Raw genomic sequence first — 16,692 nt, forward strand, 5'->3', positions numbered from 1 at the left:
CCTGAAAACGCGGCCGGAACGAGAGTCAACCAAGCCCCCAAGCCCCCAAGCCCCCAAGCCTCCAAGCCCCTACATCCGATGCAACTCTTTTCGTACCCCGCCCCGCAGCAGTGGCCGGCGCTCCAGCAGCGCGCCGCGGCCCAGCAGGCTCAGGACATTGACCAGCGGGTAGAGCAGATATTCGCCGACGTGCGCCAACGTGGCGACGCGGCTTTGCTGGACTACGCCCAGCGCTTTGATGGTGCCGATCTGTCGGCGGGCCTGCGCGTAAGCCTGGAAGAGCTGACGGCTGCCGCCGCTCAGGTGCCCGCTGAACTGCAGGCCGCCATCCGGCAGGCCCACGCCAACATTCTGCGGTTCCACCAAGCGCAGGTGCCCCAGCCGGAGGAGGTTGAAACCATGCCGGGCGTGCAGTGCTGGCGCCGGGCCGTGCCCGTGCAGCGGGTTGGCCTCTACATTCCTGGCGGCACGGCTCCTTTGTTTAGCACCCTGCTCATGCTGGGCGTGCCGGCCCGGCTGGCGGCCTGCCCCGAGGTAGTGCTGTGCACGCCCCCGCAGCGCGACGGCTCGGTGAACCCCGTCATTCTGTTTACGGCCCAACTGCTGGGCATTACGACCATTATCAAGGCCGGCGGTGCCCAGGCAGTGGCGGCCCTGACCGGCGGCACGGCCTCCGTGCCCGCCGTGGATAAGATTTTTGGTCCCGGCAACCGCTACGTCACGGCGGCCAAGCAGCTGGCTACCCGCTACGGCGTGGCCATTGATATGCCGGCCGGGCCCTCGGAAGTGCTAGTTATTGCCGATGCCTCCGCCAACCCCGCCTTCGTGGCGGCCGATTTGCTGAGCCAGGCCGAGCACGGCCCGGATTCGCAGGTGATTCTGCTCTCGGATTCCCTGCCCATGCTAGAGGCCACCCAGGCCGAGGTAGCCCGTCAGTTGCGGGAGTTGCCCCGGGCCGAGGTGGCGGCTCAGGCCCTGCAGGAAAGCCGCGCTATTCTGCTGCGTACGCCCGAGGAAATGCTCTACTTCTCCAACCAATACGCGCCGGAGCATTTGATTTTGGCCGTGCAGAATCCGGAGCAGCTGGCCGCGGGCGTGACCAGCGCCGGCTCCGTGTTTCTGGGCCACCTAACCCCGGAAGCGGCCGGCGACTACGCCTCGGGCACCAACCACACCCTGCCTACCAACGGGTACGCCCGCAACTACAGCGGCGTGTCCCTGGATTCTTTCCTGAAGAAAATCACCTTCCAGCGGCTTTCCCCCGAGGGCTTGCGCCACGTGGGGCCGGTGGTGGAACTGATGGCGGAAGCGGAAGGGCTGCGGGCTCACGCCCGCGCTATTACCCTGCGGCTGGCGTCCCTGGCCGCGCCGCAGGGGTAGGCACCCACTGGTTCCCCAATCCGGCCTCTCAAGGCAGCCGACTCCTTAATATATAGTGTGCACTGGGCGGGCCGTCTGCCTACCTGCTAGCAGCAGCAGAAATTCTTCCGGCAGCGGCCCGCCATAAGTAGCAGCGCCAGCTGCGTCCACTTCCCAACGTCTGTGATTCATGTTTGATTTAGACACCCTCGTGCGGCCCAACATTCGGGCTATGAAACCGTACTCCTCGGCCCGTGACGAGTTTCAGGGCGAGGCCCAGGTAATGCTCGACGCCAACGAGAACAGCCTGGGTAGCGCCGGCCCGGAGCGGTTTAACCGCTACCCCGACCCCTTGCAGCGGGCCGTGAAGGCTGAACTAGCCCAACTAAAGCGCGTGCAGCCGGCGCAGATTTTCCTGGGCAACGGCTCCGACGAAGCCATTGACCTGCTCGTGCGCCTTACCTGCGTGCCCGGCCAGGACCGCATCCTGATTTTGCCGCCTACCTACGGCATGTACGAAGTAGCGGCCAACCTCAATGACGTGGGCATTGAGCGGCTACCCCTGACGGCAGACTTCCACCTGGCCCCCGAAACCGTAGCCGCGGTAGTCGCCTCCGAGGCCAAGCTGGTTTTTATGTGCTCCCCCAACAACCCCACCGGCAACCTGCTGCACGCCGAGGCCATCGAGCAAATTCTGCGCGGCTTCCGGGGGCTGGTGGTAGTGGATGAGGCCTACGCCGATTTTGCCGCCGCTCCCAGCTGGACGACCCGCTTGGCGGAGTTTCCAAACCTAGTGGTGCTGCAAACCTTTTCCAAGGCCTGGGGGCTGGCCGGGCTGCGTCTGGGCATGGCCTTTGCCGCGCCGGAGGTTATCAGTTACCTGAACAAAATCAAGCCCCCCTACAACGTGTCGGCTGCAACCCAGCAGCACGCCCTGCAGGCCCTGCAGGATGCGCCCCACTTCGAGCAGATGCGGCGGGCGCTGCTGGAGGGCCGCGACTGGCTGGCCCAGCAGCTACCGACCTTGCCCATTGTGGAAACGGTGTTTGCTTCGGATGCTAACTTTCTGCTGGTGCGCTTCCGCCCCGACGCCACGGTCCTGTACCACTACCTGCTGGACCAAGGCATTGTGGTACGCAACCGCACCACCCAACCCGGCTGCGCCGGCACGCTTCGTCTCACCGTAGGCACCCCGGCTGAAAACGAGCAACTACTCCAGGCCCTGCGGGAGTTTGCGGGGTAGTATGTGCTATGGAGTAAAGCAGTTTCACAGTTCATATTCCCAAGTATTTCCGCCACTCCGTCTGAATTGCTGACTATGGAAATATCTTCGCCCGTTCGGTTCAAGGATCAAAACAAAATCCTCAGGCACTTTAAGGAGCGCATTGCGGTGTGCTGTCCCAAGTGCGGGAAAAGGGCAGAGGTATTTACGAACTTCACTTCCTATCACAGCCACTTTCACTGTCCTAACTGTTTTCATCAGTCAGACAAGCGCTTGGTGTTTTTTGAACTGGTGCTGAAGGAGTACTGCAAGCAGTGTGCTAACAGGATTATGGTGGAAATGCCAGAGGTCAGGCACAAGAAGGAAGCCATCAAAGTCCGCTGCTCGGATTGTGGCTGCGAGGAATCGTATAAGCCAACGTATATCGAACACGTAGGCTATTCCTACAGCTTTAATGGAGTTGACCCTTTTTTCCAGCTTCCGCTATGGTATCAGGCTTCCTTCAAAGATGAATTGCTTTGGGCGTACGGTCCGGAGCACTTGCTGTACCTGGAGCAGTATATCGGGGCCAGGTTGCGCGAACGAAATCAGCGTCGTTACACTACGATGGTGGAGTGTCTGCCGCAATTCATTAAAGCTGCCAAAAACCGGGATGTGTTGCTGAAACTGCTGGAACGCATGAAGCTGAAGTAACCATCAGCTGTTTTACATTTTGCATTGATAACCCTGTCGTTGCATGACAGGCTTAACCAACTCATGAAAAAAGTACTCTTCATTGACCGCGACGGTACCATTCTGGTTGAGCCGCCGACGGATTTTCAAGTCGATGCCCTGACGCGGGAGAAATTTCAGTTTGTGCCCGGCGCCATCAGCGGCCTGGCCCGCATCGCCCGCGAGCTGGACTACGAGCTGGTGCTGGTTAGCAACCAAGATGGGCTGGGCACCGCGAGCTTCCCGGAAGACACCTTCTGGCCGGCCCACACCCTGATGCTCGACATTCTGCGCTCGGAAGGAGTGGAGTTTGCCCGTGAGCACATCGACCGGAGCTTTCCCCACCAGAACCTACCCACCCGCAAGCCCGGCACCGGCATGCTGCAACAGTACCTGGGTGAGGGGAGCGGCTACGACCTGGCCGCCTCCTTCGTCATCGGCGACCGGCTGACCGATGTGGAGCTAGCGCAAAACTTGGGCTGCCAGTCCATCCTGATTCAAGCGGAAGGGGAGGGCGACGAACGCGCCACCCTGACCACCACTAGCTGGGAGAAAATATACCAGTTTCTGCGCCTACCCGCCCGCACGGCGGTAGTACAACGCGACACGAACGAAACCAAAATCAGCATTGAGCTGAACCTCGACGGCAGCGGCCGGCCGCAGATGCACACCGGGCTGGGCTTCTTTGACCACATGCTAGATCAGCTCAGCAAGCACTCGGGCGTGGATATGAAAATTTCGGTACAGGGCGACCTGCACATCGATGAGCATCATACCATCGAGGATACGGCTATTGCCCTGGGCGAGGCCTTCACCCAAGCCCTGGGCGATAAGCGTGGCCTGGCCCGCTACGGTTTCCTGCTGCCCATGGACGACGTGCTGGCCCAGGCCGCCATTGACTTCTCCGGGCGCCCCTGGATGGTGTGGGAGGCGGAGTTCAAGCGCGAAAAAATTGGGGACATGCCAACGGAAATGTTCTACCATTTCTTCAAGAGCTTCTCCGATGCGGCCCGCTGCAACCTCAACATCAAGGCCGAAGGACAGAATGAGCACCATAAGATTGAAGCTATTTTCAAGGCCGTAGCCAAATCGATTAAGATGGCCTTGGTGCGGGATGCCACCCGAATGGAAATCCCCAGCACCAAAGGCATTTTGTAGATTTTACCATTTGTTTAAACAAATGGTAAAACGTTGGATGCGTTCTGCTTGGGTTATTGAAGCGTACCGAATGGATGTTTCGTCACACTGCAAATGCCCGCTGATTTAACAAATGTTTAAACAACTAGGTAAAGCCACTTGAAACCACATATTCTTCAAATGGAAATAGCAGTAATTGATTATAAGGGAGGCAATGTGCAGTCCGTCCTCTTTGCCCTGGAACGGCTGGGGGTGCAAGCTACCCTGACCTCTGACCCCGAGGTAATTCAGCGGGCCGACAAGGTGCTGTTCCCGGGTGAGGGTGAAGCGGCCTCGGCCATGCGGGAGCTGCGGGCGCAGGGCCTGGACCAACTGCTGCCCAGCCTGACCCAACCCTTCCTGGGCATCTGCCTGGGCATGCAACTGCTGGGCCAGCACAGCGAGGAAGGCGGGGGCACGGACCTACTTGGGATTTTGCCTTTTAACGTGATTCGCTTTCCCACCGCAACGGAGTACAAAGTGCCCCACATGGGCTGGAATACCCTGCAAGCCTTGCGCACTCCGCTCTTTGCGGGCCTGCGGGAAGAAGACTACGTGTACTTCGTGCACAGCTACTTTGCGCCGGTGGGAGAATATACCATTGCCCAGGCTGAGTACCCAGCCCCGTTCAGTGCCGCCGTGCAGCACCAGAACTTCTACGCCGTGCAGTTCCACACGGAGAAGAGCGGTCCGGTGGGTACCCGCATCCTGGAAAACTTTCTGAAGCTGTAGCCGCTGCAGCATACCTCTAGCTCAGTGGGCAGCCCCGAGCGGCGCGCCTTAACGCTACCTTTGCCTACCCGTTGTCCTGGGCCCGACGCTGTTGCGCTCAACTACCTTATCACCCAGACTACCTGATTACATGGAAATCATTCCTGCTATTGACCTGATCAATGGCCAGTGCGTGCGCCTAACCGAGGGCGACTTTGCCCAGCAGACTACCTACGACGCGGATCCGCTGGCCGTGGCCCAGCGCTTTGAGCAGCACGGTGTCCGGCGCCTGCACCTCGTGGACCTGGACGGGGCCCGGGCCAAGCAGCCGGTGAACCTGCCGGTCCTGGAGCGCATTGCCCGCCACACCGGGCTGGTGATTGACTTTGGCGGTGGCCTGCAGAGCGAGCAGGCCGTGCGCCAGGCCTTCGACGCCGGGGCCCAGCAGATTACGGCCGGCAGCATTGCCGTGCGCGAGCCCGAAACGGTGGGAGGGTGGCTCGGCGAATTCGGTGCCGAGCGCATCATTATTGGGGCCGATTTCCGCAACAACTTTATTGCCATCAACGCCTGGGCCGAGCAGAGTGAGTGGACCCTACGCGAGTTTGTAGAGGGCTACCTCTCGGCCGGGGCCACTACCTTTATCTGCACCGACGTCAGCAAGGACGGCAAGCTGCAGGGCCCCGCCCTAGCTACCTACCAGCAGTTGCACCACGAACTGCCGACGGCCCAACTGGTGGCCAGCGGCGGCGTCACCACCCTGGCTGACGTAGAGGCGCTGGCGGCAATCGGCATGCACGGAGCCATCATCGGCAAGGCCATTTACGAAGGCACCATTACCCTGGCTCAGCTGCAGCCCTGGTTATAAGAACTCCTCCCTACTGATGCTAACCAAACGAATTATTCCCTGCCTCGACATCAAGGATGGGCGCACCGTAAAGGGCGTGCAGTTTGAAGGCCTGCGCGACGCCGGCGACCCGGTGGCCCTGGCCGCCCGCTACGCCCGCGAAGGAGCCGATGAGCTGGTCTTCCTCGATATTACGGCCACCAACCAGAAGCGCGCCACGCTGGTGGCGCTGGTGCGCGACGTGGCCCGGGAGCTGGACATTCCCTTCACCGTTGGGGGCGGTATTAACACCGTGGCCGACGTGGAAGTACTCCTGCTCAACGGGGCCGATAAAGTCAGCATCAACTCGGCGGCCCTGGCTCGGCCGGAGCTGATTGACGAGCTGGCCGCCCGTTTCGGCTCCCAGTGCATTGTAGTAGCGGCCGATACCCGTCTGCACGCCCCTGACGGCTGGCAGATTTACACGCGGGCTGGTACCCACAATACCGGCCGCGACGCGGTGCAGTGGTGCCGGGAGGCCGCCGAGCGCGGGGCCGGCGAAATCCTGCTGACTTCCATGAGCAACGACGGCACCAAGGACGGCTTCGCCCTGGATATTACCGGGGCCGTGAGCCGGGCCGTGTCGGTGCCAGTGGTGGCCTCCGGTGGGGCCGGTACCAAGCAGGATTTCACCACCGTATTCCAGCAAGCCCACGCCGACGCCGGGCTGGCGGCCAGCATTTTTCACTTCGGCGAAATTGGCATTCGGGAGCTCAAGGAACACCTGCGCCAGGACGGCATTCCGGTGCGGTTGTAACCAAAGTTTTCAGCTGAGCAAGACGTATCGAGGTTCCACAAGCTACTGAAACAGCTACGGGGTAGACGTACACCGCACTCCCGATACCTGCCCCTTACCACCTGACACCCCACAAACACATGGACTTCGCAAAAATGCCCGATGGGCTGATTCCGGTTATCGTGCAGGACGCCCACACGGGGCAGGTCCTGATGCTGGGCTACCAGAACGAGGAGGCGCAGCGCGTAACCCGGCAGAGTGGCCGGGTTACGTTCTATTCCCGCTCCAAGCAGCGGCTCTGGACCAAGGGCGAAACCTCCGGCCACTACCTGACGGTGGTCAGCCAGCACCCCGACTGCGACCAGGACGCGCTGCTGATCCGGGCCATTCCCGACGGGCCCACTTGTCACCGGGGCACTACCAGCTGCTTCGAGCAGCCCGATCAGACGGCCTACCCGGCGGCGGCAGTCAGCTTTATTGGGGAGCTGGAGCGGCTGGTGCAGCGCCGGCACCGCTACCCCGAGGAGGATCCTAAATCGTATACCGCTTCGCTGTTTCGGAAGGGCATGTCCAAAATTGCCCAGAAAGTAGGAGAGGAGGCCGTGGAAACCGTCATTGATGCGGTGGGCGGTAACACAGAGGGGTTGAAAGGCGAAGCCGCGGATTTGCTCTATCACCTGCTGGTACTGCTGACCGCCGCCGGCTTGTCGTTGGAGGATGTGGTGCAGGTACTCCGCCAGCGCCACACGACCATTGCTGGTGGGGTGCGTCGCCCAGAGTAGCCCATCGTCCTTGCAGTTTTTCACCGCCCCGGTGCACCACAGGTTGCGCCGGGGCGGTGTCGTTTTCACTACTTAACTACCCAAAAAGTAGCAGTTCAGGGAAGAAGTATAATGGTCTTACAAGCGAGTAAAGGCCCTATTTACAGGACGAGGTTGGTTTTCTATTCTGTTTGTTTATATTATTTAGTATAGTATAAATAGTGAAGCAAAGAATAACGGTTACAAAGCTTTACATATTATTAAATTTTTGAAATAGTAAACAAGGAGCTGCAATACGTTGCTAGTTTCTAACCAACCCTAGAAACAAGGTAAAACCTCTGCCTGATCTATTCAGTAAGGACAGGAATATGACCTGCCCACGGTCTTTTCTAATCGTTGCCTACCTTGCGCAGCCCTCTTATCAGTTGCCGTTTTTATGCCCGACACGACTTCCTACCTCACTGAGCAAAGCCTAACGGTGCTGGTGCCCGTCTATAATGAAGAAGAAAGCCTGGGGCAATTTGTGGTAGAGATGGACAAGTTTCTGGCGGAAACCCCGGTACCCACGACGGTTTTGTTTGTCAACGATGGCTCGACGGATGGCTCCTTGGCTATCCTGCGCGAAGTCTGCCGCCAGCAACCGGCCTACGAGTTTATCAGCCTAAGCCAAAACCGGGGGCTTAGCACGGCCATCAAGGCCGGCATCGACCACGCCCGCACGACCCTGATTGGGTACATCGACTCTGACATCCAGACGACCCCGCTGGACTTCTTGCAGTTCTTTCCCTTCTTTCCCGAGTACGACATGGTCAACGGCATCCGGGCCAAGCGTCAGGATACGTTTGTAAAAAAGCTCTCCTCCAAAATTGCCAACGGGGTGCGGCGCACCCTGATTAATGATGGTATTCAGGATACGGGCTGTCCGCTGAAGATTATCAAAATAGAGTATGCCCGCCGGATTCCCCTGTTCCACGGCATGCACCGCTTTCTGGGGGCACTGGTGCAATTGCAGGGCGGCCGGGTAAAACAGCTACCGGTGCGCCACTTCCCGCGCTTTGCCGGCACGGCCAAGTATAACCTTTGGAACCGGGCCTGGAAGCCGCTAGTAGACACATTTGGCTTCCGCTGGATTCGCTCCCGCTGGAAGAACTACGAAATTGGGGAGCAGCACCACCACCGACCGGTTGCCGCTACTGCTACTAGCTCGGGCCGCCCCTAATCCGCACCGATTCATGACCACGCAAACCGTCGCGCTGGGCATCGGACTGGTGTCGCAGCTGCTGTTTTCGAGCCGGATTGTGCTGCAGTGGATTCAGAGCGAGCGGGCCCGGCGAGTGCTGGTACCTGCTTTGTTCTGGCAAATCAGTCTGGTGTCTTCGTTTCTGATGATCGTCTATGGCATACTGCGCCACGACCCGGTCATTCTGGCCGCCCAGCTCCTGAGCTACGCCATTTACATCCGCAACCTGCAGTTGCTGGGCGAGTGGGCCAAGCTGAACCCTTGGTTTCGGGGCGGGGCTTACGTGTTTCCGGTCCTGATGCTGGGTTGGTTTGTGGCCGGCAATCAGCACTTCAGCCTGCGGGCCATGCTGGGCAGCCGCATTCCGGGGGGCGTGCTCATGCTGGGCGCCGTTGGGCAAACCATTTTTCTGCTCCGGTTTGTGTACCAGTGGCTGTACTCGGAGCGGAAGGGCGAGTCGTCCTTGCCCCTAAGCTTCTGGGTTATCAGCTTCGTCGGGTCCCTACTGATTCTGATTTACGCCGGGCTACGCCGGGACCTGGTGCTCCTAATCGGCAATAGCTTCGGCACGCTGGTGTACGCCCGCAACATTGTGCTGCTGCGGCGGGAGCAGGCCCGCCTCACCCAAACAACCTCCGCCTAACAGCTAAGCCGGGCTGCCTTCGGGGCTAGTCATAGCCGAATAATTAGAAACGGGCCCGCCGACACTAATTCGGCGGGCCCGTTTCTTCTGTACTAGCACCCTAGTTTTCTTCGACTGGTAGCTGATTAATGTTGGTATTCAGCTTGGTCCATCCAGCGCACAAACTCCCGTAGTCCCTGGGCCAGGGTAGTTTGGGGGGCATAGCCGAGCAGGTGCTGGGCTTTGCGAATATCGGCGTAGGTAACGTCCACGTCGCCGGCTTGCATGGGTTGAAACGCCAGCCGGGGGGGGAGGCCCACGGCTTCCCCTACGGCCTGAATGAGTTCCAGCAGAGCTACGGGCCGGTTATTGCCCAAATTAATCGTGTCGTACACCCGCTCGTGGGCCAACAGGTAATTGACGCCCCGGGCAATGCCATCCACGGTATCGAGCACAAAGGTGTAGTCGCGGGCTGTGGTGCCATCCCCATAAACCGGTATGGGCTGCTCTTCGCGCAGCAGGCGCACGAACTTATGAATGGCCAGGTCAGGACGCTGGCGCGGGCCATACACGGTAAAGAAGCGGGCGTTGAGCACGCTGAGCCCGTAGAGGTGATGGTAGGTGTAGGTGAGCTGTTCCCCGCTGAGCTTGGAGGCGGCGTAGGGCGAAATGCAGGCCGCCAGCAGCGGCATATCCTCCCGGAAGGGCCGTTCCGCGGTGTTGCCGTAAACGGAGGAGGAGGAGGCAAAAAACAGCTTCTGAATCTGCCGGTGCCGCATCCACTCCAGCAGGTGGGTGGTGCCAATGACGTTGTTTTCGAGGTAGGCCACGGGCTCCCGTACCGACGGGCCCACGCCGGCTTTGGCGGCCAGGTGCACGACCACCTCAATGGGGTCCGCGGGCAGGGCGTCTACCAGCCCGTCGAGGCCCTGGCGCAGGTCGGCCTCGTGAAAGCTAAAGCGGGGGTGGGCCAGGCACAAGGCCAGGTTCTGCTGCTTGCGGGAACGGTCGTAGAAGGGGTCGAAATTATCCAGGCCCACCACGCGGTGCCCGTCGTGGAGCAGCCGCTCGGCGAGGTGCGAGCCAATAAAGCCGGCACAGCCAGTAACCAGAATGGAAGCCATGCGTCAGGAGCAGGGGAGTAGAAAGGGAGAGGCCGCGGCCAGCCGCGTGGGGCGCAAATGTAACCGGAAATGCCTATCTACGGTTACGCTACTGCTAGGGTCGAGCCCTCAGTTGCCGGCCGGTTCCTGCTTTCTTCTGCTTGTGCTATATGAATTCAGTACTAGGTGTATGGGCAGGCGCGGTGCTGTTGCGCGGGGCCGCAGTGTTCTTAGCAGCCGGGCCCGCCTGGGGGCAAGTCCCGGCCGCTTCAGAACCTACTTCCGCACTACTTGCTCGCCGGCCGCCGCGGGCTCCTGTGGTTATTGGGCACGCCGGGTCGGGCTTTTTTCACCCCGCCAACGCCTTGCCACCCAATAGTCTGCGCGGCCTGACCCGGGCCCTGCAACGCGGGGCCGATGGGGTAGAGGTCGACGTGCGGCTAAGCCAGGACAGCATTCCCGTGCTCTACCACGACCACACGCTGGAGTCTATGACCGATGGCACGGGCTGCGTGAGCCAGACCCCGGCCACTCAATTGACCCGGCGGCGGTATCAAGGGGGCTGGCTCTACGACTGGCGGCAGCAGGAGCGGCTCATCACCTTTGAAACCTTGCTGACCACGCTGCGCGGACGGCAGCAGGGGCAGGAGCATTTTCCTTACCTGCACCTGGATGTGCACGAGGAGGATGCCTGCGCCAGCTTCAGCCCGGCCCGTAGCCGCGCCCTGGCCCGGCAACTAGCCCTGTTGCTGACCCGCTACCAGGTGCCCCTTGCGCGGGTACTGGTGCTGACCAACCAGCCCGCCACCTTAGCCTACCTGCGCCAGTTGCTGCCTACCGTGCCATTAGGTTTTGAGTTCACGGAGGAGTTTGAGGCTGGTTTTACCACGCTTACTACCCTTTCCTTTGTGCAGGCGGCCGTCGTGCACAAGGATGACATTAGCCCGGCCCGAGCCGCCCGCCTTCACGCCCTGGGGCGGGAGGTAGTCGTCTTTGGTGGCCGCTCGGCCCGGGCCGTGAACCGGGTGGTAGCAGCAGGCCCTGACGCCTATCAAGTCGACAACGTGCGGCAACTACGGGCTACGCTTCGGCGTCAATCGCGGGTCCGGCCCCCTGAAAAAGTTGCTGAGTAGTAGCTTCGGGGCCGAGCAGTAACGACAGGAGTAACGGTAGTCTATGCGAATTTCAGACAGTAGTGCGTCCTGGTGGGGACGGCTGGCAGTAGTGGCGGTGGTATGCGGGATTAACTTTTTCGTGCACCTGGGGGCCCCGGAAGTCAGCCTGATGGAGTCTCGCAACTTTGTGGCGGCCCGAGAAATGGTAGCGGGGGGCTCCTGGCTGATTCCGACCATGAACGGGGAGCTGCGCCTGGCTAAGCCCCCGCTGCCTACCTGGGCCGTGGCCGGGCTGCAGCAGGTCACCGGCCCCACCCAGGAGTTGGGAGTGTTGCGGCTGCCGGCAGCTTTGGCGGCCACGCTGCTGGTCTTCTTTTTCTGGGGTCTAGCCCGCGAGCTTACCCGCCCGCTGGAACGCACGACGACCCAACCGGGTCGAACGGCCTGGCTGAGCGCCTTGGTGTTGGCCAGCTGCCTGCTGGTAGTGAACAGCGGCCGGGAGGGGCAGTGGGACATTTTCACCCATAGCCTGATGATGGGCAGCTTGTGGCTGCTGGTGCGTGGCTGGCAGCAGGTGGGCAAGTCCCTGCTGCCTTTTGTTGGCGCGGGCCTGTTGGCGGGGCTTTCTGTGCTTAGTAAGGGGCCCGTGGCCGTGTATACCATGCTGGTGCCGTTTCTCGGGGCCTATCTGCTCAGGCAGCCCCAGCACCGGCGGCAAGTTGCCCAGCAAGCCCCAGGGACGGGGTTGGCGGCCCTGGTAGGGGTAGTCGTGGCAGGAAGTTGGCCGCTCTACATCTGGCTGGCCGTAGCTCCGGCCGCCTTAGGCGTAGCCCGCACGGAAATTGCTTCCTGGGGCGACCGGCACGTGCAGCCCCTTTGGTATTACTGGTCGTTTTTTGCTTTTACTGGGCTGTGGGCCCTAGTATCCCTGGCCAGCCTGGTAGTTCCCTACGCCCGCCCGCGGGTGGGGCGGTTTATTCCGTACTTGGTGGCCCTGGGTTGGGTTGGAATAGGCCTGGTCCTGCTCAGCTTGGTTCCGGAAAAAAAGGAGCGGTATATGTTGCCGCTTATGCCACCCCTGGCCCTGCTGGTGGCGGGGTTGCTGCGCTACTGGGAAACGGCTGGCACGTCATCCTCTGGGCTGAAAGTACTAGATAAGCGGCTGGTGAGGGGGTGGGGTATGGTCTTAGCCGTGGTATTTGTGGCCCTGCCGGGGCTGATGGTGCTCACGCAGCTACCCGGTTTTGGCTGGCCCTCGGCTCGGTTGCTGGTAGGCGGCCTCCTGTTCGTTGGCCTGGCGGGGTGGGTAGGCTGGCAGGGGGTAGGGCAGGCTCGTTCAGCGAGTTTGGTAGGGGCTAGCCTGGTGGCAGGTGCTGCCATTATCGGCCTGTTGATGCCGGCTTTTCCGGTCTGGGAGTCCCGTAAGGCTACGCCGGGGTTGCGCCGCTTGTCCGATGTGAGGCAGCAGCCGGCACTAGTGGCCTTACCAACCTGGCGCAGCCTGGATACCATGCACGTCAAGCAAGTGTGGTCTGCCGGCCGGACCATTCCTATTTGGCACCCCACGCTTGACTCTTTGGGTGCCCTGCGCAACCCCGTACTGGTATTTGCGGCCAGCCCGGCCCCCGAGCGGTTACCCGCCGGCTGGACCAGCCGCGTCCGGGTTACCCGCGTCGATAGCTTTTATCTGGGCCGGGAAGCGAGTTCAGGCTATTGGTTTATTTCCCGAATCGACCCGATTGCAGGCAATTCAAGAAAATGAAGAGGTCCCAAACTACTCCCTGACTTAACATAACAAATATACAAACGCCTTACGCCGGCGGCCTGATAGGGTATACCTTAATCAGAGTCGCCGGCGTTGTTTACTAGCGGCTTAAGCGCCGCCGAATTTTATCCAGCAACGCACCTACAATATCTAAGTCATCAATTTCTTGAATCGAGAGTTGAGTATCAACTCCCGGACCACTTAGCCTGATGGTATAGGTAGGCAACGCATCCTTGGCAGTTTCAGCTGAACTTATGGGGGCCGCTGGAACTGAATTGGACGTAGGTTGTAGCGGCTCAGGTGGCGTCACCGAAGCGGGGTGTACTTGTCTAGGCTCCGGCGTTTCCCTGGGAGGCATAAATACGGCTTCGGGCCCTGCCGTAGTTTTAGACTCTCCTGAAGCCTGGTTAGTAGTAGCCGGAAAGTCCTCCACGTCGGCCGTATCCAAACCGAATAGGCTTGATACCGCGTCGGAAAGCCGGTGAGGCACGGGGGGAGCCGCAATTATTTCTGACGGAGCCCGTCTGGGTGCGGAAACCGTGGCAACAGGTTCTGCTACTGAGGCAGTCGGAGTGGTAGCTTCAGGTGATGCTACGGGAGGACGAAATATGTTTAGAGGCATGTCCGAACTGGCAAGCTCACGTCGGGGCGTCTGCTGAGCGGCTAACTGGTCAATGTCCACGATGATGTTACGCTCGTCGAGTATTCCGGCCATTCGAGCCCCATCTACGAAGGCCTTAGCCACACCCTGGGCATTTATTTCTTCTACGCCAAACTCCCGGATGAGCATGACGTCAAACATGTGGACCGGCAATTCGCGGTTCCGGAATTTGCGGCATATCTGGGTGAAAAGGGGCGGGTGCAGAAAGGCTTCCCGATGGTATATCTTCTCTTCCTGTTTATCATAGGCATGTTTTATGCGCCGAAACAGGTTGGTCGTAGTTAACAGCTCTCGCTTACTGGTAAGCAGTCCAAACTTAACAGCTGAACCAATAATAGCCTTAAAAGAGCCGCTTACCTTTCTATTGAGTTTGCGAGCAGCTGTTTCAATGGCACACTTCCCACCAGTGTCATCAACAACTTCAGCTACTTCCCAGGCACTATCATAACTGGTACGTGGGTAGTCTATGGTTTTAGGCATATGATCTAAGAAGGTGGGGGTATTTGAAGAAGAGTAGTAAATATAGGATAAGTATACTGCATAACTAATACCAATGTTTAAAGATAAGCACAAATAAGTAGTACAAAGTATAAAAAAGTAAAACTATTATAAACTTTATGTACTTTTTTGTACTTATATGGATTATTCACCAATTCTAAATACTGAAGATAGGTACTAATATATTTTATACCCTCTAATGAAGGGCGGGATCGAGCAGGAGGGGCTTGATCCTCTCCATAAGCCCATTTACTTCATCTTAGTGACACTATTATTGAAAAACGCTCTCATCATTAGTCGTAATCACCACATGGCTAGATGGGGCAAGCAAATACACCATTCAAACGCTTATTCAATCTCTGTAAAACGGCCTCATAAATAGATGTGATGCATCACACCACTCATGTTGCCCCACAAAATGTGCATGTGGAGCATAAAAAGAAAGGAGACTAGCTAGACGCCAAATCAGTTAGTGTTGGTACGAGAAACATGCCTCAACAAATCAAGCAGAGTTATTTTGACACTGCACTCAACTCTTAACCGCTGAGTGACATTTCATTATTGCTTACCCGACCAAGCCATATTTCTCATTTAATAGGCGAGTAGTCCTAGGTATCTGCAGAATGACAAATCAGGATGGCCTAAATAGAAGCAGTGTTTGGATGTCCAAGGAAACCATTAAGCTCTACAGAACAGAATTCTAAGCCGTACGCAATGAGCTAATCGTCACTTAACGGTTGAACTAGCCGAGTCTTAATAGAATCATTCTGGCAAGTCGATACAACGTCACAAAACCATACATCTACCGCTCTATATAAGTCAGATATTTTTGTCTTATAATTTATATTATGTTAAGTAGACTTTTCAAAATACAGCCCGAAGCAACGTAAGCTACCCCGGGCTGTACTCAGTATACTCCCCTTCTAAAAAAGGAGAATAAACTTATTTTTTCAGGCTATCCAGCTTAGCCGACATTTTCTCCGAGTCAGCGGTGCGGCCCACCCGTAGGTAGGCTTTCTGCAAGGATGAAATGGTTGCCCGATCATCTGGCTGAGCCTGCAGAGCTTTCTCGAAGTACGGCAACGACTCCTGGAAGTATTTCTTCCCATCGGCTTCATACTTCTTGCCCGACTTCTGGTATTCCGCCAGGCTCATCTTGCTCGCCTTGGTGTACAAGTCCGCGGCCTTATTGTAGTTATAAACGCCAAGGTTAAAGTTTGCGTCGAAGTTGCTAGGGTCTACTTCGACGGCTTTTTTGTACGCTTCCAGCGCCTTGGCGGGCTGCTTATCCTGATCCAGAATAGAACCTTTTACAGCGTACAGGTTGGAGTTGGTCGGATCCGCCGCAATAGCTCGGTCGATTTTATCCAGGGCCTCTTTGCCGCGGCCCGAGCTGATGTACATGTTTAGCTCTTCCAGCATAAAGCCTTTGTTGGTTGGATACGCAACGAGGGCATCCTGCACTACCTTCATGGCAGCTGCGTCATTTTTTTCCTGGCGGGCAATCTGCAGTAGACGGCCGTACATCTGAGGCGACTTGTAGCCGATGCCTTGCAGCTTGCCGTACATTTCCTTGGCTCCGGCAAAATCCTGGTTGGCTTCCGAAGCATAAGCCGCGTACAAATACGCCGTGGAATCTTGAGGACGAATCTGCTGGGCCATCTTGTACGACTCGATGGCTTTAGCGAAGTCCTTGCCGTTGTAGCTTTCTACTCCGGAGTTCAGGGCCAAACCATACAAGCCATCCAGCTTCTGGGTAGCCATTTTGCCGTACTCGCTGTCCTTACCTTCTAGGCTTACGGCCTTGGAATACGATTCGAAAGCCGTTTTAGTGCCTTCGCTGGCGGGCAGCGCTTTGCCGTAGATCGGGCTGGCTACGATACCTTCGTAAATTTCGCCCCGGGTATACCAGGTTTTGGCTTTGCCCTGCGTTTTCTCGTTGGTAATGGCCTTGTCAATTTCCGTACGGGCTTTGTCCAAGGTACCCTGCTTCTGGAACAGGATGGCATTGGTAACGGCCGAGTTCTGGGCCGAAGCGGTGTGCAGCGCGGCCGCAGCCACCAGCGTCAAAAGAGTCTTCTTCATGGGAAGTTTGCTGAAGAATATGCGGTTTAGGGAAAGGAATT

General features: G+C 58.3%; 15 protein-coding genes. 12 read left to right on the top strand and 3 right to left on the bottom strand.

The window, feature by feature from the left end:
- Positions 1–78: 78 nt before the first annotated feature.
- The 10 genes from hisD (at position 79) to MWH26_RS08475 (ending at position 9,445) form a co-directional block, all read left to right on the top strand.
- The gene (gene hisD, locus MWH26_RS08430) at positions 79–1,380 is read left to right on the top strand and encodes a histidinol dehydrogenase (RefSeq protein WP_247976850.1); all 1,302 of its coding nucleotides are present in this window, start codon (positions 79–81) and stop codon (positions 1,378–1,380) included.
- A 169-nt stretch (positions 1,381–1,549) separates the two neighbouring features.
- Entirely contained in the window at positions 1,550–2,602 is a 1,053-nt protein-coding gene (gene hisC / locus MWH26_RS08435; RefSeq protein WP_247976851.1) for a histidinol-phosphate transaminase, read from the top strand.
- Between the two features lie 75 nt (positions 2,603–2,677).
- A complete protein-coding gene (locus MWH26_RS08440) occupies positions 2,678–3,274 on the top strand; it encodes a hypothetical protein (RefSeq protein ID WP_247976852.1) in 597 nt (198 codons plus the stop codon).
- 63 nt (positions 3,275–3,337) lie between these two features.
- Positions 3,338–4,450, top strand: coding sequence for a bifunctional histidinol-phosphatase/imidazoleglycerol-phosphate dehydratase HisB (gene hisB / locus MWH26_RS08445; protein WP_247976853.1), 1,113 nt, complete (start codon positions 3,338–3,340; stop codon positions 4,448–4,450).
- A 159-nt stretch (positions 4,451–4,609) separates the two neighbouring features.
- Positions 4,610–5,200: an imidazole glycerol phosphate synthase subunit HisH gene (gene hisH, locus MWH26_RS08450; protein ID WP_244696164.1), complete on the top strand. Its 591-nt coding sequence runs from the start codon at positions 4,610–4,612 to the stop codon at positions 5,198–5,200.
- A gap of 130 nt (positions 5,201–5,330) precedes the next feature.
- Positions 5,331–6,047 carry a 1-(5-phosphoribosyl)-5-[(5-phosphoribosylamino)methylideneamino]imidazole-4-carboxamide isomerase gene (gene hisA / locus MWH26_RS08455; RefSeq protein WP_247976854.1) on the top strand — a complete coding sequence of 239 codons (717 nt, stop codon included), beginning with the start codon at positions 5,331–5,333 and terminating at the stop codon, positions 6,045–6,047.
- Between the two features lie 16 nt (positions 6,048–6,063).
- Complete coding sequence (gene hisF / locus MWH26_RS08460; RefSeq protein ID WP_247976855.1) at positions 6,064–6,822, top strand: imidazole glycerol phosphate synthase subunit HisF; 759 nt, start codon at positions 6,064–6,066, stop codon at positions 6,820–6,822.
- Between the two features lie 119 nt (positions 6,823–6,941).
- Positions 6,942–7,583 carry a bifunctional phosphoribosyl-AMP cyclohydrolase/phosphoribosyl-ATP diphosphatase HisIE gene (gene hisIE / locus MWH26_RS08465; RefSeq protein WP_247976856.1) on the top strand — a complete coding sequence of 214 codons (642 nt, stop codon included), beginning with the start codon at positions 6,942–6,944 and terminating at the stop codon, positions 7,581–7,583.
- A 415-nt stretch (positions 7,584–7,998) separates the two neighbouring features.
- The gene (locus MWH26_RS08470) at positions 7,999–8,781 is read left to right on the top strand and encodes a glycosyltransferase (protein ID WP_247976857.1); all 783 of its coding nucleotides are present in this window, start codon (positions 7,999–8,001) and stop codon (positions 8,779–8,781) included.
- Between the two features lie 13 nt (positions 8,782–8,794).
- On the top strand, positions 8,795–9,445 hold the full coding sequence (locus tag MWH26_RS08475; protein ID WP_247976858.1) for a lipid-A-disaccharide synthase N-terminal domain-containing protein: 651 nt from the start codon (positions 8,795–8,797) through the stop codon (positions 9,443–9,445).
- 125 nt (positions 9,446–9,570) lie between these two features.
- Here MWH26_RS08475 and MWH26_RS08480 read toward each other — a convergent pair whose 3' ends face one another.
- Positions 9,571–10,548: a GDP-mannose 4,6-dehydratase gene (locus MWH26_RS08480; RefSeq protein ID WP_247976859.1), complete on the bottom strand. Its 978-nt coding sequence runs from the start codon at positions 10,546–10,548 to the stop codon at positions 9,571–9,573.
- A 149-nt stretch (positions 10,549–10,697) separates the two neighbouring features.
- Between MWH26_RS08480 and MWH26_RS08485 the strand changes: the two genes are divergently transcribed.
- Positions 10,698–11,660 carry a glycerophosphodiester phosphodiesterase gene (locus MWH26_RS08485; RefSeq protein WP_247976860.1) on the top strand — a complete coding sequence of 321 codons (963 nt, stop codon included), beginning with the start codon at positions 10,698–10,700 and terminating at the stop codon, positions 11,658–11,660.
- Positions 11,661–11,703: 43 nt separating this feature from the next.
- Positions 11,704–13,404, top strand: coding sequence for an ArnT family glycosyltransferase (locus tag MWH26_RS08490; protein WP_247976861.1), 1,701 nt, complete (start codon positions 11,704–11,706; stop codon positions 13,402–13,404).
- Positions 13,405–13,507: 103 nt separating this feature from the next.
- Here the strand turns inward: MWH26_RS08490 and MWH26_RS08495 are convergent, their stop codons facing one another.
- Positions 13,508–14,548, bottom strand: coding sequence for a hypothetical protein (locus MWH26_RS08495; RefSeq protein ID WP_247976862.1), 1,041 nt, complete (start codon positions 14,546–14,548; stop codon positions 13,508–13,510).
- 960 nt (positions 14,549–15,508) lie between these two features.
- On the bottom strand, positions 15,509–16,651 hold the full coding sequence (locus tag MWH26_RS08500; RefSeq protein WP_244696180.1) for a tetratricopeptide repeat protein: 1,143 nt from the start codon (positions 16,649–16,651) through the stop codon (positions 15,509–15,511).
- Positions 16,652–16,692: the final 41 nt, after the last annotated feature.

Source organism: Hymenobacter sublimis (assembly GCF_023101345.1).
Lineage (GTDB): Bacteria > Bacteroidota > Bacteroidia > Cytophagales > Hymenobacteraceae > Hymenobacter > Hymenobacter sublimis.